This is a genomic window from Pseudodesulfovibrio sp. 7M6, assembly GCF_050058625.1.
Classification (GTDB): domain Bacteria; phylum Desulfobacterota; class Desulfovibrionia; order Desulfovibrionales; family Desulfovibrionaceae; genus Pseudodesulfovibrio; species Pseudodesulfovibrio salinus.
In genome coordinates, this window is the sequence record NZ_CP188816.1 from 3,090,571 (window position 1) to 3,117,186 (window position 26,616).

At 59.6% G+C, this 26,616-nt stretch carries 19 protein-coding genes and 1 other RNA gene; 16 read left to right on the forward strand and 4 right to left on the reverse strand.

The window, feature by feature from the left end; genetic code table 11:
- Positions 1–43: 43 nt before the first annotated feature.
- Complete coding sequence (locus ACI0FG_RS14455) at positions 44–1,519, reverse strand: aldehyde dehydrogenase family protein (protein ID WP_419785706.1); 1,476 nt, start codon at positions 1,517–1,519, stop codon at positions 44–46.
- Positions 1,520–1,838: 319 nt separating this feature from the next.
- On the opposite strand from ACI0FG_RS14455, the gene ACI0FG_RS14460 reads away from it, so the two are divergent.
- The 6 genes from ACI0FG_RS14460 to ACI0FG_RS14485 all read left to right on the forward strand — a co-directional run bounded on the left by ACI0FG_RS14460 (position 1,839) and on the right by ACI0FG_RS14485 (position 12,407).
- On the forward strand, positions 1,839–3,056 hold the full coding sequence (locus ACI0FG_RS14460) for a CgeB family protein (RefSeq protein ID WP_419785707.1): 1,218 nt from the start codon (positions 1,839–1,841) through the stop codon (positions 3,054–3,056).
- 3 nt (positions 3,057–3,059) lie between these two features.
- Positions 3,060–4,469: a glycosyltransferase family 9 protein gene (locus tag ACI0FG_RS14465; RefSeq protein ID WP_419785708.1), complete on the forward strand. Its 1,410-nt coding sequence runs from the start codon at positions 3,060–3,062 to the stop codon at positions 4,467–4,469.
- Positions 4,470–4,576: 107 nt separating this feature from the next.
- Positions 4,577–6,340, forward strand: coding sequence for a flagellar hook-length control protein FliK (locus tag ACI0FG_RS14470; RefSeq protein WP_419785709.1), 1,764 nt, complete (start codon positions 4,577–4,579; stop codon positions 6,338–6,340).
- A gap of 12 nt (positions 6,341–6,352) precedes the next feature.
- A complete protein-coding gene (locus tag ACI0FG_RS14475; RefSeq protein WP_419785710.1) occupies positions 6,353–7,090 on the forward strand; it encodes a flagellar hook assembly protein FlgD in 738 nt (245 codons plus the stop codon).
- A 62-nt stretch (positions 7,091–7,152) separates the two neighbouring features.
- On the forward strand, positions 7,153–8,835 hold the full coding sequence (locus tag ACI0FG_RS14480; RefSeq protein ID WP_419785711.1) for a flagellar hook protein FlgE: 1,683 nt from the start codon (positions 7,153–7,155) through the stop codon (positions 8,833–8,835).
- 2,636 nt (positions 8,836–11,471) lie between these two features.
- Complete coding sequence (locus ACI0FG_RS14485; protein ID WP_419785712.1) at positions 11,472–12,407, forward strand: flagellin; 936 nt, start codon at positions 11,472–11,474, stop codon at positions 12,405–12,407.
- A gap of 101 nt (positions 12,408–12,508) precedes the next feature.
- Here the strand turns inward: ACI0FG_RS14485 and rnc are convergent, their stop codons facing one another.
- On the reverse strand, positions 12,509–13,192 hold the full coding sequence (gene rnc, locus ACI0FG_RS14490; protein WP_419785713.1) for a ribonuclease III: 684 nt from the start codon (positions 13,190–13,192) through the stop codon (positions 12,509–12,511).
- A gap of 18 nt (positions 13,193–13,210) precedes the next feature.
- On the opposite strand from rnc, the gene ACI0FG_RS14495 reads away from it, so the two are divergent.
- Positions 13,211–15,313 carry an acetate--CoA ligase family protein gene (locus tag ACI0FG_RS14495; protein WP_419785714.1) on the forward strand — a complete coding sequence of 701 codons (2,103 nt, stop codon included), beginning with the start codon at positions 13,211–13,213 and terminating at the stop codon, positions 15,311–15,313.
- A gap of 86 nt (positions 15,314–15,399) precedes the next feature.
- Complete coding sequence (locus tag ACI0FG_RS14500) at positions 15,400–16,464, forward strand: phosphotransacetylase family protein (protein ID WP_419785715.1); 1,065 nt, start codon at positions 15,400–15,402, stop codon at positions 16,462–16,464.
- A 305-nt stretch (positions 16,465–16,769) separates the two neighbouring features.
- Here the strand turns inward: ACI0FG_RS14500 and ACI0FG_RS14505 are convergent, their stop codons facing one another.
- Together ACI0FG_RS14505 and ACI0FG_RS14510 are read right to left on the reverse strand one after the other, a co-directional pair.
- Complete coding sequence (locus tag ACI0FG_RS14505; protein WP_419785716.1) at positions 16,770–17,729, reverse strand: proline dehydrogenase family protein; 960 nt, start codon at positions 17,727–17,729, stop codon at positions 16,770–16,772.
- 73 nt (positions 17,730–17,802) lie between these two features.
- Positions 17,803–18,735, reverse strand: coding sequence for a helix-turn-helix transcriptional regulator (locus ACI0FG_RS14510; protein WP_419785717.1), 933 nt, complete (start codon positions 18,733–18,735; stop codon positions 17,803–17,805).
- On the opposite strand from ACI0FG_RS14510, the gene ACI0FG_RS14515 reads away from it, so the two are divergent.
- From ACI0FG_RS14515 to tyrS, 8 genes are all read left to right on the forward strand, one after another.
- A complete protein-coding gene (locus tag ACI0FG_RS14515; protein ID WP_419785718.1) occupies positions 18,722–20,080 on the forward strand; it encodes an MATE family efflux transporter in 1,359 nt (452 codons plus the stop codon). The genes ACI0FG_RS14510 and ACI0FG_RS14515 overlap by 14 nt on opposite strands.
- An 86-nt stretch (positions 20,081–20,166) precedes the next feature.
- Positions 20,167–21,531 carry a bifunctional UDP-N-acetylglucosamine diphosphorylase/glucosamine-1-phosphate N-acetyltransferase GlmU gene (gene glmU / locus ACI0FG_RS14520; protein WP_419785720.1) on the forward strand — a complete coding sequence of 455 codons (1,365 nt, stop codon included), beginning with the start codon at positions 20,167–20,169 and terminating at the stop codon, positions 21,529–21,531.
- Between the two features lie 65 nt (positions 21,532–21,596).
- Complete coding sequence (locus ACI0FG_RS14525) at positions 21,597–21,773, forward strand: hypothetical protein (protein WP_419785721.1); 177 nt, start codon at positions 21,597–21,599, stop codon at positions 21,771–21,773.
- A gap of 12 nt (positions 21,774–21,785) precedes the next feature.
- Complete coding sequence (locus ACI0FG_RS14530; protein ID WP_419785722.1) at positions 21,786–22,040, forward strand: cell division protein ZapA; 255 nt, start codon at positions 21,786–21,788, stop codon at positions 22,038–22,040.
- Positions 22,041–22,084: 44 nt separating this feature from the next.
- Positions 22,085–22,266, forward strand: a non-coding RNA gene (ssrS, locus tag ACI0FG_RS14535) — 6S RNA.
- A 173-nt stretch (positions 22,267–22,439) separates the two neighbouring features.
- Positions 22,440–23,996: a ribonuclease Y gene (rny, locus tag ACI0FG_RS14540; protein ID WP_419785723.1), complete on the forward strand. Its 1,557-nt coding sequence runs from the start codon at positions 22,440–22,442 to the stop codon at positions 23,994–23,996.
- 140 nt (positions 23,997–24,136) lie between these two features.
- Complete coding sequence (locus ACI0FG_RS14545; protein WP_419785724.1) at positions 24,137–25,042, forward strand: CheR family methyltransferase; 906 nt, start codon at positions 24,137–24,139, stop codon at positions 25,040–25,042.
- A 198-nt stretch (positions 25,043–25,240) separates the two neighbouring features.
- Positions 25,241–26,521, forward strand: a complete 1,281-nt coding sequence (tyrS, locus tag ACI0FG_RS14550) for a tyrosine--tRNA ligase (RefSeq protein ID WP_419785725.1) — start codon at positions 25,241–25,243, stop codon at positions 26,519–26,521.
- Positions 26,522–26,616 lie beyond the last annotated feature (95 nt).

Below are 26,616 nucleotides of genomic sequence, written 5' to 3' on the forward strand. Positions count from 1 at the left end.
ACGGCCCCGGCGGTGACAGGTTCCGCCGGGGCCGGGTAGTGTTCTAGTACAGTCCCAGCTTATCCTCGGACATGCTGATGAAGATGTTCTTGGTCTGGGAGTAGTGGTCGAGCATCATGCGGTGGTTCTCCCTGCCTATGCCGGATTTCTTGTATCCACCGAACGGAGCGTGTGCGGGCAGGACGTTGTAGGTATTGACCCACATGCGGCCGGTCTCCACGCCGCGCGCCACACGCAGGGCGCGGTTGATGTCCTTGGTCCAGACCGCGCCGCCCAGGCCGTAGTCGTTGTCGTTGGCCATGGCCACGACCTCGTCCTCGTCCTTGAACTTGATGCAGCAGACCACGGGGCCGAAGATTTCCTCGCGGGCAACGCGCATGGAGTTGTCCACATCGGCCAGCAGCGTGGGCCGCATGAAGCAGCCCTGTCCCAACGGACCGTCGGTCAACCTATTGCCGCCGGTTACAACCTTTGCGCCTTCCTTGCGGCCAACCTCGACATAGGCAAGGATCTTCTCCAGCTGCCGACCATTGATCTGGGAGCCCATCTGCGTATCCGCTTCCCAGGGGAGGCCGACCTTGACATTGTTGAAGGCCTCTGCCGCCGCCTCGATGAAGTCGTCATAAATGTCCTCATGGACAAAGGCGCGCGAACCGGCGCAGCAGACCTGCCCCTGGTTGAACAGGATGCCGAGCTGCAATCCCTCCAGAGCCTTGTCCCACGGCGCATCCGGGAAGAAGATGTTGGCCGACTTGCCGCCAAGCTCCAGGGTGCTGGGCACGATGAGCTTGGCCGCTGCCTCGGCCACGGTGTAGCCCACCTCGGTGGAGCCGGTGAAGGCCAGCTTGGAAAAGCCGCTATGGCCGAGCATGGCGTTGCCCACCTGGGAGCCCTTGCCGGAAAGCACGTTGACCACACCTGCGGGCACGACCTCGGCCATGAGCTTGGCCAGCTCCAGAACGCTCAGGGAAGTCTCGATGGACGGCTTGATGACCACGCAATTGCCCGCCGCCAGCGCGGGCGCGATCTTCCATGCGGCCATGAGCAGCGGGAAGTTCCAGGGGATGATCTGACCGACCACGCCGATGGGTTCCTTGAGCACGATGCTCATGGTCTGGTCGTCAATCATGGTGGCCAGCCCCTCTTCGGTGCGCACCGCGGCGGCGAAGTAGCGGAAATGGTCCGAGGAGAGCGGGACGTCGATGGCCGAGGTCTCGCGGATCGGCTTGCCGTTGTCCAGCGTCTCGACCATGGCGAGATGCTCGGCGTTTTCGTCGATGAGGTCCGCTATGCGCATCAGAACCGCCGCGCGTTCCTGCGGACTCGTCTTTTTCCAGGAGGCAAAGGCGGTCCAGGCCGCATTCACGGCACGGTCCACATCCTCCGGGGTGGCGTTGGAGCAGATCGCCAGATCCTCTCCGTTGGAAGGGTTGGTGGAAGCGAAGGTTTGTCCGTTGCTGGCGTCCGCCCATTCCCCGTTGATGAAGAGCTTGTAATGTTTGTCCACTTGACTGTTCATGCCGACTCCTTTCGTTTGGAGAGGTGCGCGAGTTCTCCCTGAAGTCTCGGTCGGGCGCACTGCGAACCAGCCCGTTCCTTCCGCAGTGATGAAACGGAACGGCAAGGCGGGCGTTCTGGTCGCTCAGGTGCCGGATCGTACCCTGCCCCGGCACGGCCTTTGGCCGTCTCTCCCACGGGCAGGAGATTTATGTTTCGCTTAGCATAATAGAAGAATATATCGCAACCATTGATGACATTTTATTTTTCTGCACCGAACGCACAGTCGTCAACGTTGCCTTCCTATGGACAAAACCCCACCGGGCCGCTACGAAGTGAACATGCAGAATCCGGGAAACAAGTGGCCGAAATTCAGATCGGAAAAACCGCGCATCCTTCTGCTCACCAGCCAGTATTTTCTGATCGGCGAGTTGCAGGCGGCGTGCGAGCGGTTGGGGGTGGAGCACCGGCTCCTGGACTTCGGGACCAAGGAGATGGACCTCGACACCTTCGTTTCCTGGATAATGAGCACGCTGACCTCGTTCAAGCCGGACTTCGTGCTCACGGTAAACCACCTCGGCGTGGACCATGAGGGCGTGCTGACCACGCTGCTGGAACAGTTGGACGTGCCGCTTGCGTCCTGGTTCGTGGACAATCCGCACCTCATCCTCGGCTCCTACCACAACCTGCACGCCGGACGGACCGCCCTGTTTACCTGGGACCTGGACAATCTCGACTCGCTCCGGGCCATGGGTTTCCCCAATGTTTTTCACCTGCCACTGGGGGCCGATCCCACCCGCTTTGCGCCCCATCGGGGCAGGGATATCGATGCGTCGTGGAGTGCGTCCATATCCTTTGTAGGCAATTCCATGCTAACCAAGACCCTGAAGCGGCTGGAAGCTTCGCAACCGAGCGAACGGCTGGTCGAGGCCGGGTTAATCGTGGCCAAAGCCTTTGCCGAATCGGGTGAACTCTGTTCCGGCCGTTTCCTGACAAAAAATTATCCGGAGCTGCGGGAAGAATTCGAAGCCCTCGGTTCCAACGCCCGTAAGCAGGCCTTCGAGACCTTCATGACATGGCAGGCCACGCTGATGTACCGGCTGGATTGCGTGCTGCGCATCCTGGATTTCGAGCCGCTCATCGTCGGCGACCAGGGATGGAAGGAACTGCTCAAGGGGCGGACTGGCTGGCGGTACAAGCCGGAGCTTTCCTATTATGATGAACTGCCGGACTTCTATCCCCTGTCCGACATCAACTTCAACTGCACGAGCCGCCAGATGCTCGGCGCGGTTAACCAGCGGGTGTTCGACGTGCCCTGCTGCGAGGCCTTCCTGCTCACCGACTACCGGCGCGGCCTGGAAGACCTCTTTGAGCCGGGCAGCGAGGTGGCTTACTACAGCCATCCGGACGAAATTCCCGGGCTGGTGGAAATGTATCTGGAAGCGCCGGAGAAACGGCGCGCCGTGGCAAAAGCCGCCCGCCGCCGCATTCTGGCCGAACACACCTACGACCACCGCATGACCGCACTCATGGAAATCATGCGCCAAACCTTCGCATAAAACATGGGCAAGCGGCCGATCCTGATACTCCAGATGCAGCGGATGGGAGACCTGATCCTTTCCTACCCCCTGATGCTCTGGCTGACGCGGCAATACCCCGGCCATCCCATCTTTGTGGCCGCCGAGGAGTTGTTCTACAAGCCGTTGATGGGATTTTCGCCAGCCGTGACCTACTTTCCGTGGGAGGGAGCGGACGTGCTCCGCCAGCACGATTTCGAGCTGGTCATCAACCTTTCCATCCAGGAAAAGGCGGCCGCTCTGGCCGGGCAGGTCAAGTCCGAGGCGGTCTTCGGGCCGGTCCTGTCGTCCGGCGGCGGCAGGTTCGTCCACGGCCCGTGGCAGCTTTACCGGACCTCGCTGGTAGCCAACAACCGCTACAACCGTTTTCACTGGGCCGAACTCAATGGCCTGGACGTCATCCCGGCAGAAGCCATCCGGGCCACCCGGTTCGACGAGCCGCGCACCCAGCCCAGGGGTGTAAACAAGGTGGGGCTTTTCCTGGGCGCCAGCGAAAAGGCCAAACGTCCCCCCGCTGCCTTCTGGGCGGAGCTGGCGCGGGAGCTGCTGGCGCGAGGCCTGCGCCCCGCGCTTTTCGGCGGTCCGGCGGAAAAGGAACTGGGCGCGGAAGTGAGGCGCATGGCCCAGGCCCCGGTCCTCGACCTGTGCGGCACGTTGGGTCTGGACGAGCTGGGGGCTGTGGGGCAGACCCTGGCCCTGTTCGTCACCCCGGATACCGGCCCGATGCATCTGGCCGCCTGGACCGGCCTCAAGTGCCTCAACCTCTCCATGGGACCGGTCAATCCCTGGGAGACCGGACCGCACGCGCCCGGCCACTATGTCCTGCGCTCGGATATGGACTGCGCCACGGGGTGCTGGCAGTGCCATCAGGATCGCCTGCTGTGCCGCGAACCCTTTACCCCGAAAAGAGTGGCGGGGCTGATCGCCCGCATCGTAACCGACGACAGGCCCGACAAGCTTGCGAAGATGTCCCTGCCCGACCTGGCGTTGTTCCGCACGGGCAAGGGGGCAAACGGACTGTATCACCTGCAAAGGCTGGACAACGCGCCGCCGGACGAGGAGCGGTTGCTCTCCCGGTTCTGGCAGGCCTATTTCAACGCACGGTTCGGGTTGGGACATGAGGATCAGGCTTCCGCAGCCTGGGACGATCTGTCACGGCAATTCCCGGAGGAGGCACAGGTCCTGCTCGCCCATATACCTTCCATGAGTCGCCAGCTTCGGCACGGCCTCAAGACCGGCAACATACTTGACGCCGACTTCTGGAAGGCGTGTCCGGTCCAGGTCCGTCCCCTGACCGGACTGGCCCAGATGCAGCTTGAAAACGGCAACTACGGCAAACCGGCATGGCTTGCCGTTCTCGATCATCTGGAAGCTCTCATTCGGGCCTGCGCCTAACCAAAGTGGCCCTTTCTGCCTACCTAAAGAAACATTAACTTATCGAAATTCCAGGTTTTCAACTTTTGGCACGCCTTTTGATGAAAAGGATGCCGAAGGAGAAAACCATGCAAAATATTCCTGCCATCGATTCGGATAACACCGCAGAACGGTATGCAGCCTCGAAGACTTCGAGGGTGGCTTCGGCCAGCGACAAGGAGTCGCTGTTCGAAGAGCTGTTCAAGCGGCATTCCGATACGGTCGAAAATGGGCTGGCTCTTTCCCCGGTTACCAACAAGGACAAGATGGTTGCCTCCGTGATGGACTCCACCACGGCCACCACCGACGCAAGCAACACCACGGCTAAGGACAGCGTGGCCCAGAGCCGGGAAGAAAACCATGTGGGCAAGGCGAGCAAGAGCACGACCGCCGAGGGAAATGCCGTCAGCGAGGAAAAGGCTGCCACTTCCGACGCCCGCGAACAGCGCATGACGCAGGAAGATTTCGACAAGGTCAAGGACGACCTCAAGGAATACGGCCTTTCCAAAAAGGAAATTTCCGAACTGGAAGACAAGGTCAACAGCGAAGAAGGGATGACCTGGAACGAATTAGTATCCACCCTGGCCGCCAAGATGGCCGCCGGGCGCAAGGTTACGCTGGGTGACGCGCAGAAGGCCGATCTCTCCTCATTTTTCTCCAAGCTGGGATTCTCCGACAAACAGTCGGCCAAGCTTATCTCCCAGATTGAAAAGGGCGAATCCGACAAGGTCATGAAGGCCCTGAAGGCCCAGATGAAAGCCTTGGGCGACGGCAAGCAACTGCTGCTGACTCACGACGAGGTGACCGCATTCACTTCGGCCATGCAGTGCTCGGATACGCTGGCTTCCAAGATTCAATCCATGCTCGGGCAGAACGCCACCGGCAAGGACATGAAGGCCGCCTTCACCATGCTGAACAAGGAAATGACCACTCTGGACGCCAAGGACCAAAAGCTGGTCAAGGCCGTGGGCAAGGCATTCGCCGCAGCCACCGGCAAGGAAGTCGGCGAGAGTTCGGCTGCCAAGGATATTCAGGAAGCCGTGGACCTCAAGCCTCGCGTCGCGGAAAACGGCGGTGCCGATACGACGGTCAAGGAAGACCTCAAGCAGGCCATGGACAACCGCCGCGACAACATGGCCGAATCCAATGCCAAGCACGCCCAGCAGAAGGGCCTGCCCAAGCAGGCGGAATCCCAGACGCAGAATCAGGAACAGAAGCCGGACACCGACACCGACTCCGACAAGACCTGGAAGGATTTCTTCGGCAAGCTGCACGACGACTCTTCCTCCGCTTCCCTTTCCACCCATACCATGGGCAAGACGGAAAATGCGGCCCAGGCCCTGAGTGCGGCCCTGACCGACTCCACCGCCAAGTCCAACACCGTGTGGGAAAAGGTCAACGCCCCCAAGGTCCTTCGCCAGGTCCAGAACGCGGTCATCAAGACCATGTCCAACGGCGCCAAGCAGCTGACCCTGCAGCTCGCCCCGGAAAACCTGGGCAAGCTGAGCGTCTCCCTGCAGGTGAACGGCAAGGAAGTCAGCGCCGTCATCAAGGCCGAGTCCCACGAGGCAGCCAAGCTCATCCACCAGAATGTCGATGTCATCAAGCAGGCGCTGCAAGACCAGGGACTGAAGGTGGACAAGATGGACGTCCAGACCGGGCTGACGGGCGACTACAACGAAAACAACTGGTTCGGCCAGAATGAGCACAACATGGCCCGGGATCGTGAAGCCATGGCGGCAATGCGCAACCACATGCGTGCCATGCGAACGGATGCCGGCGGAGTGGACCTCGGCGAAGCCGTAAACGTGGTCCGGCAAGTCCATACCGACGGTCTGCATATCGTCGCCTAAAGGGAACAAGTCATGCCTTACGTAGATGCTGCGAGAAGTGTGCTGGGACAGCAGGAGGCCTATTTGGCCGCCTCCAATTCCCCAAAGCATTCCGATTCCCTGAAACAGGAAGATTTTCTCACGCTGCTTGTGGCCCAGCTCACCCACCAGGACCCCATGAATCCCATGGAGGACTCCGACATGACGGCGCAGATGGCTCAGTTCTCCAGTCTGGAGCAGCTGACAAGCATCAATCAGAGTGTAAAGGATCTCAAGGAATCTCTGAGTGGCAACGATCTGCTCAGCGCGGTCAGCTTCATCGGCAAGGAAGTCAAGGCCGACGGATACAACATCAGCCTGGATACAGGCGATGCCTCCACCATTTACTACGGATTCGGCGAAACAGTCACCAAAATAACCATGAACATCTACGACAAAGATGGCGCCATCGTCCGCACTGTCGATCTGGGAAGCAAGGAAGCCGGAACCTACCAGTATAAATGGGATGGCAAGAACGAATCCGGGACTCTGCTGCCCGACGGAACCTACGGTGTGGGTATCCTCGGTACGGACCTTGAGGGTGGACCGGTGTTGGTGCAGACGGAAATCTCGGGCGAAGTGGACGCCGTGGTCAATGAGGGTGGCACCCAATACCTGCGCCTCAAGGACGGACGTTACCTGAACTTCGCAAACATTACGGAAGTCGTTAATCCCGGAGCCCCGGACGTCGTGCCCCCAGATGACGGCCAGGACGGTCAGGACGGCAAATAAGGGTCAAGAGACAAACGCCGGGTAATCCCCGGATATACATGGAGAAGATATAGGAGGTCACCATGGGTTTAGGAGCATCACTGTATTCGGGTATCTCGGGCTTGTCGGCCCACTCCGAACGCATGACAGTTATCGGCAACAACCTTGCCAACGTAAACACTATCGGTTTCAAGGGGTCCCGGATGCACTTCGAGGATCTTATGAGCCAGAACTACACCACGGTCAACGGCGTCGGACAGATCGGCCGAGGCGTGCGTGTATCCACCGTTTACTCGGATTTCAGCCAGGGGGCATACGAGGCCTCCACTTCGGCCACGGATATGGCCATCTCGGGTGAGGGGTTCTTTGTCGTCTCCCCCAAGGGGCAGGAGGACAAGTTCTACACCCGTGCCGGTAACTTCCGGTTCGACAACGACGGTTATCTGTGCGATCCACATGGATATATTCTCCAGGGATGGGAAGTGCAGCAATCCGCCACCACGGTCTCCACCTCTGCCTCCACTACAGACGAGGCGGCGCAAGCCACCCGTATTGTCGGCGTCCCCAAGGACATTCGACTCGACAATTTCCAGTCCCCGCCGAAAGCGACAACGTCCATTTCCATGATTACCAATCTGGATCCGACATTGCCCGACAGCTCGACCAATCCGACCAATCCGTATTTCGCCATGTTCAGCAACTGGGACGGATCGGCGGATACGCCTCTTGCCTCCTCCCGGTACGCCTATGCAAATACCATCAAGGTTTTCGACGAAATAGGCACCGCTCACAACCTGACCGTCTACTTCGATCCGGTCACTCTGAGCAATGCGGGCGGCGAGACCGTGTGGGAGTACATGGTTACCGTGGATCCCTCTGCGGACAAGCGTATGCTCAGCGGTGCGGACGGCAATGTGACCGGCGTAGGTCAAGCCGCAACATCCGCGGCCGGTGTACTCATGATCGGCACAATGTCCTTTTCCGGCGGCCATATCTCCGGCATGAGCGCCTACACTCTCAAGTCCAACGGCGGCAACAACGGCGGGCCGAAGAACTTGGCCAACTGGACCCTGGCGGACTTCTCCACTAGCGGGTATCCGGTATTCACGGCAAACTTCCTGGGCAAGTCCAACGCTTCCACGGCCCAAGCGGCCAATGCGTCACCCATACAGCTGGATTTCGGTATCTCCAACAAGGACCTCTCCAGTAACGGCGGCGGCGCGGACACCAAGGGCTGGTCCGTGGGACTCGGCACTTTGCCGGTCCACGCCAATGCGGCCCAGTTGTCCTACACCAGCAACACTTCCTGGATTCCGAACTTCAAGGATGCGTCAATCGCCGCACAGCCCACGCAGAGTTATGATAACGGCGTGTCCACGCTGTTCCAGAGCCAGGACGGATACGCGGCCGGAGTATTGCAGAACGTTTCGGTCAGCCGGGAGGGCATATTGAGCGGCCATTATTCCAACGGCCAGGTCCTGGAACTGTTTGCCCTGACGCTCTCCACCTTCACCAACCAGCACGGGCTGCGACGCGAAGGCGGTAATCTCTTCTCGGAGACTCTTGAATCGGGTCCGGCCCTGACCGGACAGGCAGGCTCCACGGGCAAGGGTACGGTGGACGGCAACTCCCTTGAGATGTCCAACGTGGACATGGCCACAGAGTTCGTGCGCATGATCACCACGCAGCGCGGCTTCCAGGCCAACACCAAGGTTATCACCACCACAGACTCCATGCTCGGCGAGGTGATCGCCCTGAAGCGATAAAGGATAAGATAAAAAGTCGAAAGTATACTGACCCGATACTGTTTGACTTCTTCTCCATAGACGCTCCGCGTTTGACCCGCGCGGGGCAACAAAAACGAAACGGTCCGGCAAAATATGCCGGACCGTTTTCATTTTTGGATTCAGCAATAAAGAGAAAAGAGGGGGGGGCGAACGGTTTCACCCCCGGCTTTTCTCTCCAGGAGAAAAAAACAAAACAGAAGAGAAATACAAAAGATAAAATACAGAAGTGGAGCCGCCTCCGGCGGGATTCTTTTTAGAGTGTTTCGCACCCTAAAGGTGCGAGTTACTTTTGGACCAGAGCGCCCAAAAGTAACCAAAAAGCGCTCTTGGGGTGCCATGCCCATCGACCCGGTGACGGGGCAAGAATCTGATCCAAACGGCCTCCGCTCCCGTGGCCCAAGGCGGGAAGCTAAAAAAGCCGGGCCGCGAAAATTCGCTCCGGCCGTTTGGTCAGCTTCTAAGCCGCGTCCCCGCAGGGCTGAGATAGGGTGAACTTGTTTTTATGTCGTAGCGGCAAGCAGGAGCCTGAACATTCGCAAAAGAAGTCTCCGAAGACACTCGTCCGGTCCCGGAAGGCGCAGCAGCCAATTCGCTGAGACCAGCCCTGTGTTTCGGCGGTTAGCAACCGACCAAGCGGGTAAGGCGGCTCTCGTCGGCCACCCGGACGGATGGTGGTAACCTCGATCTGTTCGTGGAGAAACGGCACTATACTTTTCCTGAGATGGAGACGTCCCGCTTGGATCGGATGCTTCCGGCGAAACACGCAGGCGGCCAAGCTACCCGCAAGGGCCTTTTTCCTACTTTTTGGCCCAGCAAAAAGTAGCGCCGCCCGCGCAGGGCATTGGAGGGATTTTGAAGCCGAATGGCTTCAAACCCGGCTCTCTGCTTCTAGAAAATCAAAGGCAAAATCAAAAGGGGAAAAGCCAAAGTTGAGCCGCCTCCGGCGGGATTCATTTCAGAGGGTTTCGCACCCTAAAGGTGCGAGTTACTTTTGGACCAGAGCGCCCAAAAGTAACCAAAAAGCGCTCTTGGTGTGCCACGCCCATCGCCCCGGTGACGGGCAAAGAATCTGATCCAAACGGCCTGCGCTCCCGCGACCCAAGGCGAGAAGCTCAAAACCGCCGGGCCGCGAAGATTCGCTCCGGCCGTTTGGTCAGCTTCTAAGCCGCGTCACCGTAGGGCTTCTTCGAAGTAGCTTGGCTATGCGCCATTGCGGCAAGCAAAAGTCTGAACATCCGCAAAAGAAGGTCTTGAAGACAACCGTTCGATCTCGCAAATCGTAACAGTTAATTCGCTGAGACCAGCCCTGTGTTTCGGCGGTTAGCAGCCGACCAAGCGGGTAAGGCGGCTCCTGTGAGCCACCCGGACGGATGGTGACAGCCTCGATCTGTTCGCGGAGAAACGGCACTATACTTTTCCTGAGATGGAGCCGTCCCGCTTGGATCGGATGCTTCCGGCGTAACACGAAGGCGGCCAGTCTACCCCCAAGGGCCTTTTTCGTTCTTTTTGGCCCAGCAAAAAGAACCGCCGCCCGCGCAGGGCATGGAGGGGACTTTGAAGCCGAAGGGCTTCAAACCCGGCTCTCTGCTCTTGGTATTAAAGGCAAAAGCAGAAGCAGAAGAAAAAGACAAAATACAGCAGTGGAGCCGCCTCCGGCGGGATTCTCTTTAGAGTGTTTCGCACCCTAAAGGTGCGACTTACTTTTGGACCAGAGCGCCCAAAAGTAAGCAAAAAGCGCTCTTGGGGTGCCATGCCCAGCGCCCCGGTGACGGGCAAAGAATCTGATCCAAACGGCCTGCGCTCCTGCGACCCAAGGCGGGAAGCTCAAAACCGCCGGGCCGCAAAGATTCGCTCCGGCCGTTTGGTCAGCTTCTAAGCCGCGTCCCCGCAGGGCTTCTTCGAAACAGCTTGGATATTCGCCGCTGCGGCAAGCAAAAGTCTGAATATCCGCAAAAGAAAGTCCTGAAGACAACCGTCCGGTCCCGAAAGGCGTTGCTGTTAATTCGCTGAGACCAGCCCTGTGTTTCGGCGGTTAGCAGCCGACCAAGCGGGTAAGGCGGCTCTCGTCGACCACCCGGAAGGATGGTGGCAACCTCGATCTATTCGCGGAGAAACGGCACTATATTTTCTCTGGGATGGAGCCGTCCCGCTTGGATCGGATGCTTCCGGCGTAACACGAAGGCGGCCAAGCTACCCGCAAGGGCCTTTTTGGTTCTTTTTGGCCCAGCAAAAAGAACCGCCGCCCGCGAAGGGCATCGGAGGAATTTTGAAGCCGAACGGCTTCAAACCCGGCTCTCCCCTCCCCCTATATAATATGAATATGAAGCAGCAATTCCGGCGCTTCATATTTTTAACATAGCACCAGCTACTCCCAGGCCGCGCCCCAGCGCCCTCCCCCTCCGTCAAACTTTCCTCAAACAGGCAACTTTTGCCCTTCAACGCCGCCACCTCGTTGACGCAGCATCTTTTTCCCTCTTCGTTTTCCCCGGAAAAATCAGCCATCTAGACTTTATTTAGACACTTAACTTATTAATACGACTTAATAAACATAATTTGGCACGCTTGCTGCTTAAGATTCGCCAAATGGATTTCGAGATTGAACAAGGAGGGTTCAAATGTCTTTAGTCATCAACCACAACCTCATGGCGATGAACGCCCAGAGGAACCTGACGGAACACTACAGCCGTCTCAACACTTCGACCCGGCGCCTGTCATCCGGCCTTCGCGTCGATACCGCCGCCGACGATGCCGCAGGTCTGGCAATTCGCGAGCTCATGCGCTCGGAAGTCAACTCCATGCACCAGGGCATCCGTAACGCCAACGACGCCATTTCCTTGATCCAGACCGCCGACGGCGCGCTCCAGGTCATTGATGAAAAGCTCATCCGCATGAAAGAGCTGGCCATGCAGGCGTCCACCGGTACCTACAACTCCGACCAGCGTCTGATCATTGATTCGGAATACCAGGCAATGTCCTCGGAAATCAGCCGAATCGCCAACGCGACGGACTTCAACGGCATCTATCTGCTCAACGGAAATCTTTCCGGCGACCTTGGCGCGGCCACAAACCCGCACAATGGTCATGGCCTGCTCTCCACCGGTCCCCTGAAGATTCACTTCGGTACCGGCAACGACTGCGCCGAGGACTACTACTACGTCGCCATCCAGGGAGCCACGGCTTCCGCCTTCGGCATCGGCATGTCAGCCGCGGCCAAGAACGGTGCCACAACCGAAGAAATCAACGCAGGCAAGACCATTTCCACCCAGGCGCTGGCTCAGGCCGCCATGGAGGCCTTGAACCAGGCCATCATCTCCAAGGACAAGATCCGCGCCAACCTCGGTTCCATGCAGAACCGCCTGGAAAACACCATTACCAACCTGGAAATCCAGGCCGAGAACCTGTCGGCTGCCGAATCCCGAATCTCCGACGTCGATGTGGCGCAGGAAATGACGGAATTCGTCCGCAACCAGATTCTCACCCAGTCTGCAGTCGCCATGCTCGCCCAGGCCAACTCGCTGCCGAGAATGGCCATGCAGTTGATCGGCGGTTAGCCGTAGACACACTCAGCCTATCGACTGAAGACAATCGGAATCCATCCCGGCAGCCCTTGGGCTGCCGGGTCGGTCCGGTTGTTTTGATGGATGGGGGAAGACTATTCCTCGCCCAGAGAGACGAGTGCCAGCTTGGCGGCTTCCTGTTCGGCACGTTTGACGCTGGAGCCCTCCCCGCGAAACACCTCGCCCCCAGGCAGGGTGGAATCTACGATGAAAACCTTTTCGTGCTCGGGTCCGCTGGTGCCCGAAAGTACGTAGACAGGCCGGTCCCTGAACCGTTCCTGAGCAACTTCCTGCAACCGGCTTTTGTAATCCTTCACCTCGGTCAACGAGGCAGGCTCCGGCCAGCGCCCGTCAAAGATATTCAGGATAACGCGCTTGGCCGTCTCAAATCCCGCATCCAGAAACACGGCACCCAGAACTGCCTCGAAGGCATCGGCCAGCAGGGCATCGCGATCGCGCCCACCCTGCTGCTCCTCGCCCTTGCCCAGCAATACATACCGATCCAGCTCAAGCTCCCGCGCAATGGCGGCCAGACTCTTTTCCATGACCAGTTGCGAACGGATGCGCGTCAGATGCCCTTCCGGAGCCTCCGGGAACCGTTTGAATCCCTCTTCCGATATACACAGCTCCAATACGGCATCGCCCAGGAACTCAAGCCGCTCGTTGTCGGCGTTGCACTCCTGTTCATTGGCGTAAGAACTGTGCGTGAGCGCTGTCTCCAGGAGCTTGACTTGGGCAAACCTATGGTGGATACACTCTTGCAGGCCATTTACATTCATTAAACCCCTCCGAGGTCCATGCTTTCCGGCTCTCGTCTCAACGCACTTCTCGATCCCGACTCCATTGCCGTTGTCGGTGCGTCGAGCAACCCAGCCAAACTCGGTCATCAGATTCTGGCGAATCTGTTGCGCGCAGGGTACAGGGGGAAATTGTTTCCCGTCAATCCTGCCGGAGGTGAAATTCTGGGGATCAAGGCATATGAAAATGCCGCGACCCTGCCCTCGTCACCGGACCTGGCCGTGGTCGTGCTCCCGCGCGAACAGGTTCTCCCGGCCATGGTGGAGCTGGCCGATGCCAAGGTAGGTGCGGTCTGCGTCATCTCGGCCGGATTCCGCGAGACCGGCCGTGACGGATTTGAACTGGAAGCCGCCATGACCGCCCTGGCCCGGCGCAGGAACATCACCCTGCTCGGCCCCAATTCCCTCGGCGTCATCAATACCGCCTGCGGCCTGAACGCCACCATAGCCCAGGCGCTGCCCGCCCCCGGCCCCATCGCTTTCTTCTCCCAGTCCGGCGCGCTCTGTTCCGCCATTCTCGACTGGGCGGACGGGGAAAACCTCGGCTTCTCCAAATTCGTCTCCCTGGGCAACAAGGCGGGGCTTTCCGAGGCCGACATGCTGGAGGCCCTCGGCGACGATCCCGAAACCAGCGTCATCATCGGCTACCTGGAAAGTGTGGACGACGGTGAAAAATTTCTGCGCAAGGCCCGGCGCGTCACGGAAAAGAAGCCGGTCATCATGATCAAGGCAGGTACCACCCAGGCCGGTGCCCGCGCCACATCCAGCCACACCGGTTCCATGGCCGGATCTGTTGCGGCCTCCACCGCCGCCTTCCGCCAAGCGGGCATCATCGAGGTGCACGATCTGGAGGAGCTCTTCGACCTAGCCCGGGCTTTTGCCCGGCAGCCGTTGCCGCAAGGGGCCAATCTGGTCGTCATAACCAACTCCGGAGGCTCCGGCATTCTGGCTGCGGACGCATGCGAAAACGCGGGCCTGCACCTGCCGCGCCCATCGCAAAAGGCGCTGGAAAAACTTTCCACGGCCCTGCCCTCCATCGCCTCCATCTACAACCCCGTGGACATCCTCGGGGACGCCCCGGCCGAGCGGTACCGCGTGGCGCTTGAGGCCGCCGTAAACGACAAATACGTCCACGCCATTCTGGTGCTGCTCGCCCCCACGGCCCAGGCTCAGATAGAAGAGACGGCCCAGGCCATCATCGACGTGACCAAGGGATGCGACAAACCGATTTTCACCTGCTTCATGGGCGAGCAGCGCATCGCCCCCGGCCGGGACCTGCTCATAAACGCCGGCATCCCATGCTATGGCTACCCGGAACCCGCAATCCGGGCCATCTCGGCCATGCTTGACCACCGCCGCTGGCTGAACCGCCCCTACCCGGTCGAAGTCTGTTTCCGCCGCGATGTGGGCCGGGCGCGAAAAATTCTGAGCGATGCCAAACGGCTGGGGCTGAAGGAACTGCCCTTTTCCGATGCCATGGACGTAGCCATGGCCTATGAACTGCCCGTGCCGGAATCTCGGCTGGTACGCACCAGCGAGCAGGCCGTGCGCGCGGCCAAGAAGATAGGCTACCCCGTAGCCCTCAAGCTCGTCTCGCCGCACATTCCCAGCCGGCGCGACGTGCGCGGCGTGACCGTCAATCTGCAAAACCCGGCGGAGCTGCGCCGCGCATGGCTGGAAACCACCATCCGCGCCCAGCGAATGCGGCCCGATGCCTACATCCAGGGCTGTCTGGTGCAGGCCATGGGACCGGTCCGGTCCATGGAGGTGGTCATCCGCCTCGTACAGGACCCGCAGTTCGGGCCGCTCATCTCGTTCCGCCTCGCCGGGCCCTCGGCCGAAGTGTTGCACGACGAGAGCTACAGGCTGGCTCCCCTGACCCTGCAGGATGCCCAGGGCATCGTGCGCGAGATACGCTCTTTCCCGTTGCTGCAGGGCGCGCCGGGTGGCGAGCCGGTCAAGCTGGCCGCCATTGAGGATATTCTGCTTTCCCTTTCGCAAATGGCCACTGACTTTCCGGAAATCCGGGAAGCCGTGCTCGACCCGATCCTGGTGGACGGCGAGGGAGCGCTGGTGGCCGACCTGCGGGTTACCTGCGGCTGACCCTTGGCTTTTTTATTGGACTGAGATACGAATCAAAGATGGGCCACCGCCCCGCGGGGCCGTCACAGTTGAGGAGGAATCAAGGCATGGCTGGACTCTATATCGGCTCGACCACCGGATACTCGGGCAAGAACATGATCATCATGGGCCTGGGTCTCAAGTTCCAAAAGGAAGGCTACAACGTCGGCTACATGAAGCCTGTCGGCGCCATGCCCATGGAGATCGACGGCAAGCTGGGCGACGAGGACGCCGCATTCGTCCAGGACGTGCTTGGCCTGGAGGCCGATCCCGAACAAGTCACCCCTGTGGTGGTCACGCAGGATTTCAAGGTCAAGGCGTTCACCGGCAACGTGGACGGCCTGCTCGATAAGATCGTCGAGGGCTACGCGGCCATATCCGAAGACAAGGACGTGACCCTCGTGGCCGGTTCCGGCTCCATGTACTCCGGCAAGTACTGTGACACCGACGCCATTTCCGTTGTCAAGAAACTCGGCATCAAGACCATCGTCATCGACCGGTTCCAGAAGGAACTCAAGTACGACTACCTCATGGTCATGAAAGAGCAGCTGGGCGACCTGCTGGCAGGCGTCATTCTCAACGACATCCCGCCCCAGTTCATGGACGAGATCAGCCAGCTCCTCGGCCCCGCCCTGGAGAAGAAGGGCGTGCGAGTCCTGGGCGTCATCCCGCACGATCCGCTCATGGGCGCCATCAAAGTGCGCGACCTGGCCGACCGTCTGGGCGGCAAGATCATCTCGGCGCACAACAAGAGCGAGCGCGTGGTGGAGTCCTTTCTCATCGGCACCATGCAGGTCGAGAACTTCATGACCCACTTCCGCAAAAAGAAGAACTCCGCCATCATCGTCGGCGGCGACCGCTCGGACGTTCAGCTGGTGGCCCTTGAGGGCGACTGCCCCTGTCTGGTCCTCACCGGCAATCTCTACCCGAACGACATCATCCTGACCCGCTCTGAGGTGCTCGAAACGCCCATCATCATGGTGCGCGAAGACACCTTCACCGTGGCCAAAAAAATGGACGACATCCTCTCCCGCCACAAGCTGCGCGATGCCATCAAGATCAAGCAGGGCGCGGAACTCGTGGCCGACAACATCGATTTCCAGCTGCTGAAAAAAGAACTCGGTCTGAAATAACCGAGACCCGCACACAACACCAAACAGGCCGGACGCCCAAGCGTCCGGCCTGTTTTTTTAGAAAAAGGAATGCCTCCGGCGGCCCTACCGGGGGTCGCCTTCGGCGGGACCAGAGAACCTCTTGAAAGAGGTTCTCTGGACTCTCCAGAACTTTTTGTTTGCGCTGCGCGCGGAGGGTGCGGGGCCAAGAAAATAAACTTTTTAAAAAGCCTCCCGCGAAGCGGTACCAAAAAGTTTAGGAGATTCTTAAGAACCCTTTTCAAAGGGTTCTTAAGCCGCCGGAGGCATTCTTCCTCTCCCCTTCCCTACTTCCCGCCCAGCATGGAGCGCATTACGAACAGCATGTTGCGTGGGTTCTCGCCTACTCGGCGGATGGAATAAGGCCACCAGTCTTTGCCGAAGGGCAGGTAGAGACGCAGGGAGACGCCTCGGGCGACCAGTTCGCGCTGGTAATCCGGCCGGACGCCGAGGAGCATTTCCACTTCCCATTCGTCCGCTTTCCAGCCATTGGCGGCGGCAATGTGGGTGGCCAGATCGATCATACGATCATCGTGGGTGCCGAAGACGGGATAGACGCCCCGCTCGCGCGCCTTGGGCGAAAGCAGCGTGGCGATGCAGCGGCGATAGGCGTCGTCGCGCTCCCGGCGGGAGGTGAAGGCCTTGTCCCTGGGTTCGGCGAATGCGCCCTTGACCAAGCGGACCATGGCCCCGGTCTCCACCAAGGCGTCGAGATCGACACGGGTGCGACGCAGGTAGGCCTGGAGGGTCACGGCCACCGGCAAACCTTCGTTGTGCAGGGTGCGGTACAGCTTCAGGGTCGGACCGGTGACGGACGAATCCTCCATGTCGATCATGAGCGCATCGCGGCCGGGTTCCGGCTTGGCGGCCGCTTGTTCGGCCAGGGCCTGGGCCAATGTGCGGGCGTTTTCCAGGCAGTCGTCCCAGGAACGCATGGCGCCTATCTGGGTGGGGTCCACGGAAATATGCACGTCGAGCCCGGCGGGGGCCAGCTTGGCAGCGGTCTCGCGCAGGGCGTCCAGCGTGACCCGAATCTCGGCCGGATCCTCCACGTATTCACCCAGATAAAAGAGGGAGGCGTTCATCCCCTCGCCACGCAATACAACGGCGCGTTCCAGACCGCCCGCCGCATCATGGCCGCCCACGTAACGGCTGGCGAACCGGTCCATGCGGGGAGAGCCCTGCATCCGCCGGGTCATGGATTCACTCCGGGCCAATGCGATCATCGCCTTTTGCCACAACAACATGATTCCTCCTTGGTTTCGAAGGCATCAATACGTCGTGGCGGCGGGGCTGTATGGTATGAAATTGCGGTCCGGATCAGGACGCGCGATATTGGCGGGGAGTGGCTCCGGTGTACTGCTTGAATACACGGGTAAAATGGCTTTGGTCCGCAAAACCGGCCTCCGCGGCCACCCGGCTGATATCCAGCCCTTCGGCCAGCAATCGCTTGGCCAGATCGACCCGGAGCTGATTGTGATAGGCATGGGGCGGCATGCCCATGGCATCCTGAAAAACGCGCAGCAGATGGTAGCGGCTCACTCCGGCGGCCTGGGCCAGATCGTCCAGCGTGGCCGGGGCCGAGGGATCGGCGGCCAACCTGTCGCGAACGATGCGCACGGCTTCGCCCGGTTCGCCATGCTCCCGGCTTGTGCCTGATATGGCGTGGCGAACGGCCAGATCCGCCAGCCCGCGCACCAGCAGTTCTTCCTTTTCCAGGCGGTCCCGCCCTTCCCGTATCGCCTGCACCAGCTTGTCGAGAAACGCGTACAACTCGGGATCATCCACCACGGGCGGAAAGGCAACGGGCCTGAACTCCGGACCAAAGACCTCGGCCGCCACGGACTCCAGCCAGGGGCCGCCCACATGGAACAGGTAATAGGTCATGTTCGAGGCGGGATCGGGATTGCAGGCATGAACCGAATCCTTCGGAATGAACACCAACTGCCCGGCCGAAGCCTTGTGGGGAGTACCTTCCAATAAAAAGGTCGTGCGCCCGGTCACCATCAGCACCATGGACAGGGCATCGTGCACATGGAGCCGGAACGCCTCCTCATTGTAACTGGAGAAGCGCAACTCGATGCCCGGCAGGTCCGGGTCGCGCCAGAAACGGACGGCGCTGTTGGCAGGCGGTTTTCCCATGCCCGGAGCGTAGCGGAGTGGCCGGTCGGCGTCAAAGCCTTCGCGGCGCTGTACTTGCGGGTCCGAGTAGGGCAAAATCAGGGATAAGGAGAACGACGTGACCGATTCCACCGACCTGACCAGAAGACCGATCCCGGAGGTCATCCGCCAAGTGGCCGTGCCCGCTTCCATCGGGTTCTTCTCCCAGACCATGTTCAACATCGTGGACACCATGTGGGCCGCGCGCATCGATACCGAGGCCGTGGCCGCCCTGTCGCTCTCCCTGCCGGTCTTCTTCATCATCAGTTCGCTGGCAAGCGGCATCGCCACCGGTTCCACCGCACTGATGGGCGCGGCACTGGGTGCGGGCGACAGGGACAAGGCCTCCCTCACCGCGGTGCAGATGCTCGGGTTCGGCGTGCTGGTCTCCGCCCTGCTCGCCTGGTTCGGGCTGACCTTCTCGCCGCCCATCTTCGCATGGTTGGGGGCCGAGGACAGCTATCTGGCAACCTGCCTCGCCTACATGAATCCCATCTTTGCCTGCAACGCCGTCATGGTATTTCTCTCCCTGTTCAACGCCGTGCTCCAATCCAGAGGCGACACCAAAAGTTTCCGCAACGTGCTGATGGGCACGGCGCTGCTCAATCTGGCGCTGGACCCCTGGTTCATCTACGGAGGCTTCGGACTGCCTGCCATGGGGCTGGGCGGCGTGGCCTGGGCCACGGTCTTCCTCCAGGCTGCCGGAGCCGTGTACCTGGGATTCAAGGCCCGGCGCACCGGCCTGCTGAACACCAACAAGGGACGCAACCTGATCCCGCGCCCCCACATCTATGCCCAGATCGCACATCAGGGATTCCCGGCCTCACTCAGTTTCATGACCATTGCTCTGGGCTTTTTCGTCATCTTCCGGTTCGTCTCCCGCTTCGGCCCGGCGGCATCCGCAGCCTTCGGCATCGCCACGCGCATCGACCAGATCGTTCTGCTCCCGGCCATCGGACTCAACGTGGCCGCCCTGACCGTCACGGCCCAGAACTTCGGCGCGGGCAAGATCGACCGCATTCGGGAGACCATGGCTCGCTGCCTGAAATACGGCGCGTGGCTGCTCATCCCCCTGTGCGTTCCCCTCGGCCTGTTCGCCCGACAACTCATGAGCCTGACCACGAGCGATCCGGCCGTCATCGCGGTGGGTGCGGAATACCTGCATGTGGACGCCTTCGTGCTCTACGGCTATGTCATCATCTCCGTGTCCACGGCCGCGCTCCAGGGGATGCAGCGCCCCCTCTTTGCCATCTGGATGGGGGTAAGCCGACAGGTCATCGCCCCATGGCTGCTCTTCACCTTCCTGGTCCACCACATGGGCTACGGCACCATTGCGCTCTGGCTGTCCATCGGGGTTATTGTCTGGACAGCGGCCATCATCTCCTTCTGGTTCGTGCGCCGGGTCCTGGCCCGGGCCGAAATGACGCCGCCCGCCTGAGGCGTCCGCAAGTTCGGGTTGTCCTTTTTCTTCCGAGAGCGTATTTTGCCCCGGCAACTCGATTGAAACCGCAAGACGGAGAATATATGCCCGAAACCAAGATAACCGCCCTCGTACTGGCCGCCGGAAAAGGAACGCGTATGCATTCCCCGCGGCCCAAGGTATTGCAGACTCTGCTGCGCGAGCCCATGCTCGGCTATGTCTACCGCGCCCTGGACCCGATATTTTCGGACATCGTCACCATTGTCGGCCACGGTGCCGACGAGGTGGCAGCGGCCTTCCCCGGCCGGAATTTCGTATTGCAGGCCGAGCAACTCGGCACCGGTCATGCCGTGCAGACCGGATGGGACGCCGTAAAGGAATCCGGCGCCACCCATTGTCTGGTCATCAACGGCGACACCCCGCTGGTCATGCCCGAGGCCATTGAGCGGCTGCTGGAAGCACAGAATGCGGACCTCGCCTTCATGACCATCACGCCCAAGTCACCGGCCGCGTTCGGCCGCGTGGTCCGCGACGAGGACCGACGCATCACCGCCATAGTGGAGGCCAAGGATTACGATATCGCCGTCCACGGACACGCTACCGGCGAAGTCAACGCAGGCATCTATCTGCTCAACGTGGCGACCATCGGCCCGCTCCTCGACCAATTGAAAAACAGCAATGCCAGCGGCGAGTACTACGTCACCGATCTGGTGGGGCTGGCGGTGACCGAAGGATTGACGGTAAGCGGCGTGCAGTGCGGCGACGACCTGAGTCTGATGGGCATCAACAGCCCGCGCGAGCTGATCGAGGCCGAAAACGCACTGCGACGGCGCATCGTGGAAGGACTTATCGATAGCGGCGTGCTCATCCACAACCCGGATACCGTGATCGTCGGACCGGGCGCGAAGGTGGAGCCGGGCGCGGAAATTTTCGGCCACTGCGAGATCTACGGCGAGTCCTTTGTGGCCGCCGGGGCCAAGCTGGGATCGTACAACCAGATTACGGACTGCACCTTTGCCCCCGGCTGCGAGATTCGGGAGTTCTGCCACATGGAGAAGGCCAATGTCGGCCCGGATGCACAGGTCGGCCCCTATGCCCGGCTGCGTCCCGGTGCGGAACTCAAAAAGGGCTGCCGCGTCGGCAATTTTGTGGAAATAAAGAAGTCCGTGGTGGGCGAAGGCTCCAAGGCGAGCCACCTGACCTACCTGGGCGATACCGAGGTAGGGGCCGGAGTCAACATCGGCGCGGGCACCATCACCTGCAACTATGACGGCAAGAACAAATTCAAAACCGTTATCAGCGACGGCGCGTTCATAGGCTCCAATACGGCCCTGGTTGCACCGGTAACCGTTGGACGCGACGCGCTTGTGGGAGCGGGCTCGACCATCACCAAGGATGTGCCGGATGAAAGCGCGGGTATCGCGCGGGGCAAACAGATAACCATTAAGCGACGCCTTAAACGGTCTTGACGGCAAGCGGATTCGCCCGCCCAATAACTGTTGATTTGTGTGTCGTTAGAGGATAGATAGACCATATGGAACTTGTTAGCCAACTAGAACAACGCTTTAATGATTTATTAAATAAGATCAAAGAGTTGAAGGAAGAAAACCTGCATTTGAGGGAGGAAGTCGAGGCCGAACGTAACTTGCGGCGCGACATTGAATCTCGCATCGACACGATATTGGAGAAAATCCAAAGCGAGCTGGAATGACAGCGATAGACGATGCCACGCTACACGTTAAATCTGTTCGGACTTGAGATATCCTTCAAGACGGATGCGGAAAGCGACCGCATCGAAGCCGCACAAGCATTTCTGGAACAGAAGTACTCGGAGCTGAGTGATACTGCCGGAGATTTGAGCAAGGAAAAGGCACTGACATTTCTGCTCCTTAGTCTTGCTGACGATTATCTGGTCGGGGTGGAAAAGCTTGAGCGGATGGAAGGAAAGATCGGAGAGATTTTGGAAAAAACCTCTTAAAGACCCAAGCCGATAATAGGAAGGGTCCCCGAGGTTGCAAAAAAATTACCCTGGGACGTTCGTGATTGCCCTGAGCGTTCTTGAGCCAATGCTCTTTAAAAGGGCGACGACTCCAGCGGGTTGGTGCGCATGCCCGCCTTGTGCGGGAAGCCTGAAGGTCCGCGAGTCATGCCCACCTGGTATCCAGGTTCAAAACCTAAAGGCAACACGGCCTCCCGGGGCTTTCAACCGACTACAATGTCGGATGACATAGACAAGAACACTTCCAAACTCCCTCCTCCCATTGCTCCGGGTAATGGATTTCCTTCCTGGCGCACCTCATGCGTCGATCCTCAAGTGCGCTAAAGGGCGTCAACAGACCGCCAAAAGTCTGTCAACATACACCCAAGGAGCAATCCAATGATCATCGAGATAGCCCTGCTGGGCGGCGGCATCATCGTCGGACTGGGGGGGGGATTCATCCTCAATAAATACATCTCCGACAAGAACATCGCCGACTCCCGGGGACTTGCCGACCGAATCGTGCAAGAGGCCCGCAAGGAAAGCGAAGCGCTGAAAAAAGAAACCCGCATACAGGCCCAAGACGAAATCTATGCCCAGAAAAGGGACCTGGAAAAAGATTTCAAGGACCGTGAATCCCAGCTCAAGAACGAAGAACGCCGCCTCCACTCCAAGGAGGAGCGCCTGGACGCCAAGCATGAAAAGGTGGCGGACAAGGAAGCGCAGGTCGTGGAGCTGGAAAAGCAGCTTATCAAACAGGAAAAACGCCTCTCCGAACTGGAGGAGGACCTGACGCTCAAGGCTGATGAGCACGAACGCAAGCTGCAGGAAATATCCGGCCTCACCGTCGAGGAGGCCAAGGAACATCTCATGACCGAGATCGAGTCGCGCACCCGCCACGAGGCCGCGCGCATGATCCGCAACATTGAGATGGAAGCCAAGGAAAACGCCAGCAAGAAGGCCAAGGAAGTGCTCTCTCTCGCCCTCCAGCGCTACGCTGGCGACTATGCGGGCGAGCAGACCGTCACGGCCGTGACCCTGCCCTCCGAGGACATGAAGGGGCGCATCATCGGCCGCGAGGGCCGGAACATCCGCGCCCTGGAAGCCGCTACCGGCGTTGACCTGATCATCGACGACACCCCCGAGACCGTCGTTCTCTCCGCTTTCAGCCCCCTCAAGCGCGAGGTGGCCAAGCAGGCGCTGGAACGGCTCATTCACGACGGCCGTATCCATCCGGCCCGCATTGAAGAGATCGTCAAGAAAGTCGAGTCCGAAATGGACACCAAGCTCAAGGAGATCGGCGAGCAGGCCACCTTCGACGTTGGCGTGCACGGCATCCACCCGGAGCTGATCAACCTTCTCGGCCGGTTGCACTACCGCACCTCCTTCTCCCAGAACGTGCTGCAGCACTCCATGGAGGTCGCCTTTCTCTGTGGCGTCATGGCCGCCGAGCTGGGACTCAACGAGAAGGAAGCCAAGCGCGCCGGCCTGCTCCACGACCTGGGCAAGGCCGTGGACCACGAAATCGAAGGCCCCCACGCCATCATCGGCGCGGACCTGGCCAAGAAGCACGGCGAGTCCAAGGAAATCATCCACGCCATTGCCGCTCACCACGAGGACACGCCGCCCATGTCCATCCTGGCCAATCTGGTCCAGGCTGCGGACTCCCTCTCCGGCGCACGCCCCGGCGCACGCAAGGAGTTGCTGGAGAACTACGTGAAGCGTCTTGAGGAGCTGGAAGGCTTGGCCACCAGCTTCGACGGCGTGCAGAAGGCCTACGCCATCCAGGCCGGGCGCGAAATCCGCGTCATGGTCGATTCGGACAAGGTCGGCGACGAGAACACTTATGTTCTCTGCAAAGACATTGCCGAAAAGATCGAAAACAACATGACCTACCCTGGCCAAATCCGGGTTACGGTCATCCGCGAAAAGCGCGCCGTGGGCTACGCAAAATAACAAGTTGCACTCAGATGGCCCCGGCTTTACCCGAAGCCGGGGCCTTTTATTTTATCACCTGATGGTCTGCAATTTATCATGGCAATGATGGAGACTTTTGATACGGTCACTCCATCAGAATTCCAAGATGGAGCAGGAATATGACCGATAAAGCATCCACTGCCGCAGACGCCAAGCCTGACAACAACGCTGAAGAACAACAGGCCCAGCTGTTTCGCTCCACCATGGGCGACAAGGAATTTTCGCGTTTCAGCCAGTTGATCCACTCCGAGTTCGGCATCAAGATGCCGCCCACCAAGAAAATCCTGCTCCAGTCAAGATTCCAGAAGCGGCTGCGCGCTCTGGGCATGACCACCTACAAGGAATATTGCGACTACGTGTTTTCCCCGGAGGGCCGGGAGGCCGAGCGGTCGCAACTCATCGACGTGGTAACCACCAATACCACGCACTTTTTCCGCGAGCCCAAGCATTGGGACATCATGAACAACATCGTTCTGCCGGAACTGTGGCAGCGCAGCATCGGTCGCGGCACCCCCCTACGGCTTTGGAGCGCAGGCTGCTCCAGCGGCGAGGAGCCGTACACCCTCAGCATGCTCCTGACCGAATTCGCGGCTAAAGCGTCCGGCTTCGATTTCGCTATTCTGGCCACGGATATCTCCAACGATATTCTGCGCAAGGCAATGCGTGCCGTCTACGCCATGGAAAAGGCCGAAGAGATCCCCATGGACATGAAGAAAAAGTACGTGCTGAAGAGCAAAAGCCGCACAAACCCGCTCATCAAGATTGATGAGCCGATCCGGCGCAAGGTCTCTTTCCAACGGCTCAACTTCATGGGTGATTTCAAGTTGCAGAATCAGCAGGACATCATCTTCTGCCGCAACGTGGTCATCTATTTTGACCGGCAGACCCAGGTCACTCTTTTCAACAAGTTCTGCCACAATCTGAAGCACGGGGGCTACCTGTTCATCGGCCATTCCGAATCCCTGTCCGGAATGACGCTTCCTCTACGCCAGGTGGCTCCCACGGTTTTCCAAAAGACCTCCTGATCTTGCTATAGGACGACAAGGAAAACCATTTGCCAATTCGCCGGGTGACATCTTTCCCGGCCCCCTTTTCAACGCGCGATTTTTGACTTAAAGGATACCTCCGGACGGGCGGTTTTTCCCGGCCTTTCGCTGCGGGACGACCGCGTGTACGCACCGAATAGAATCGGCAGGCGACGCGCGGCAAACGATGAGGATCTCATGAATATTTACGACGAATTTAAATGGCGCGGACTGATCAATCAGGTCTCTGACGAGGAAAAAGTGCGCGAGTACCTCGGCACTCCCGGAGCCGTCATGTATTGCGGTTTCGACCCTACTGCCGAATCCCTGCACGTGGGCAACCTCGTCCCCCTGCTCTGCCTGGTGCGCATGAAGCGTGCCGGACACCACCCCCTCTATCTTATGGGCGGAGCCACCGGCCGCATCGGCGACCCATCGGGCAAGGACAAGGAGCGGGAACTCTCCGATCCCGAACTCATGGAAGCCCGCCTGGAGAAAATCAAGGCGCAGGTCCGTCGTTTTGTCGAGCGCAACACCGGGGATCGTCCGGACATCGTCAACAACTATGACTGGACCAAGGATATGACCGCCATTGAGCTGCTACGCGATGTGGGCAAGCACTTCACGGTCAACTGGATGCTCCAGAAAGAATCGGTCAAGGGACGCATCGACCGCGACGACGTCGGCATTTCCTACACCGAATTCTCCTACATGATCCTGCAGAGTCATGATTTCTATCACCTCTACAAGAATCGCAAATGCCGCTTGCAGATCGGCGGAGGCGACCAATGGGGCAATATTACGGCCGGCTGTGAGTTCATCCGCCGCCGCGCCGCCTTTGACGGCGAGCAGGCCGAGACCTTTGCCCTGACCTTCCCACTGTTGATGACCGCTTCCGGCAAGAAATTCGGCAAGTCCGAAAAGGGCGCCATCTACCTCAATGCCGAAACCACCTCGCCATACGCCTTCTACCAGTACTTCTTCAACACCGATGACCGCGACGTGATCAACTTCCTCAAACTCTTCACCTTCCTCGGCCCCGACGACATCGAAGCCTTGGAAAAGGAGATGGAGGACGCACCGCACCTGCGCCCGGCACAGAAGCGGCTGGCGGAGGAAGTAACCCGCATGATCCACGGCCAGCCCGAGCTTGACCGTGTCCTGGCCGCTTCCGAAGCCCTCTTCGGCACCGGCGACCTGCGTAAGGTCGATCCCGCCACGCTGCGGGCCGCGTTGGAGTCCGCTCCGCACCGCCATTATGCTCCTGGCGATGTCCCGGACATTCCGCAAATGCTTGTTGACCTGAAACTGGTCGGTTCCAAGGGTCAGGCCCGAAAGGACATCAAAGCCGGCGGCGTATATCTGATGGGTGAACGTGTAGACGAAGGACAGGAGATTCTCGACACCGACTTTATCGGCGGCGAACTGCTTGTTCTGCGCAAGGGCAAAAAGAATTATGGCCTGATTACACGCGGCTAATCAGCCTTCTTCCCGCATATGCAAGCCGCCGGACCTGTTCCGGCGGCTTTTTTTATTCCACGTTGACGGCAACGGAGAAAGTCGCTTCCGGAAGT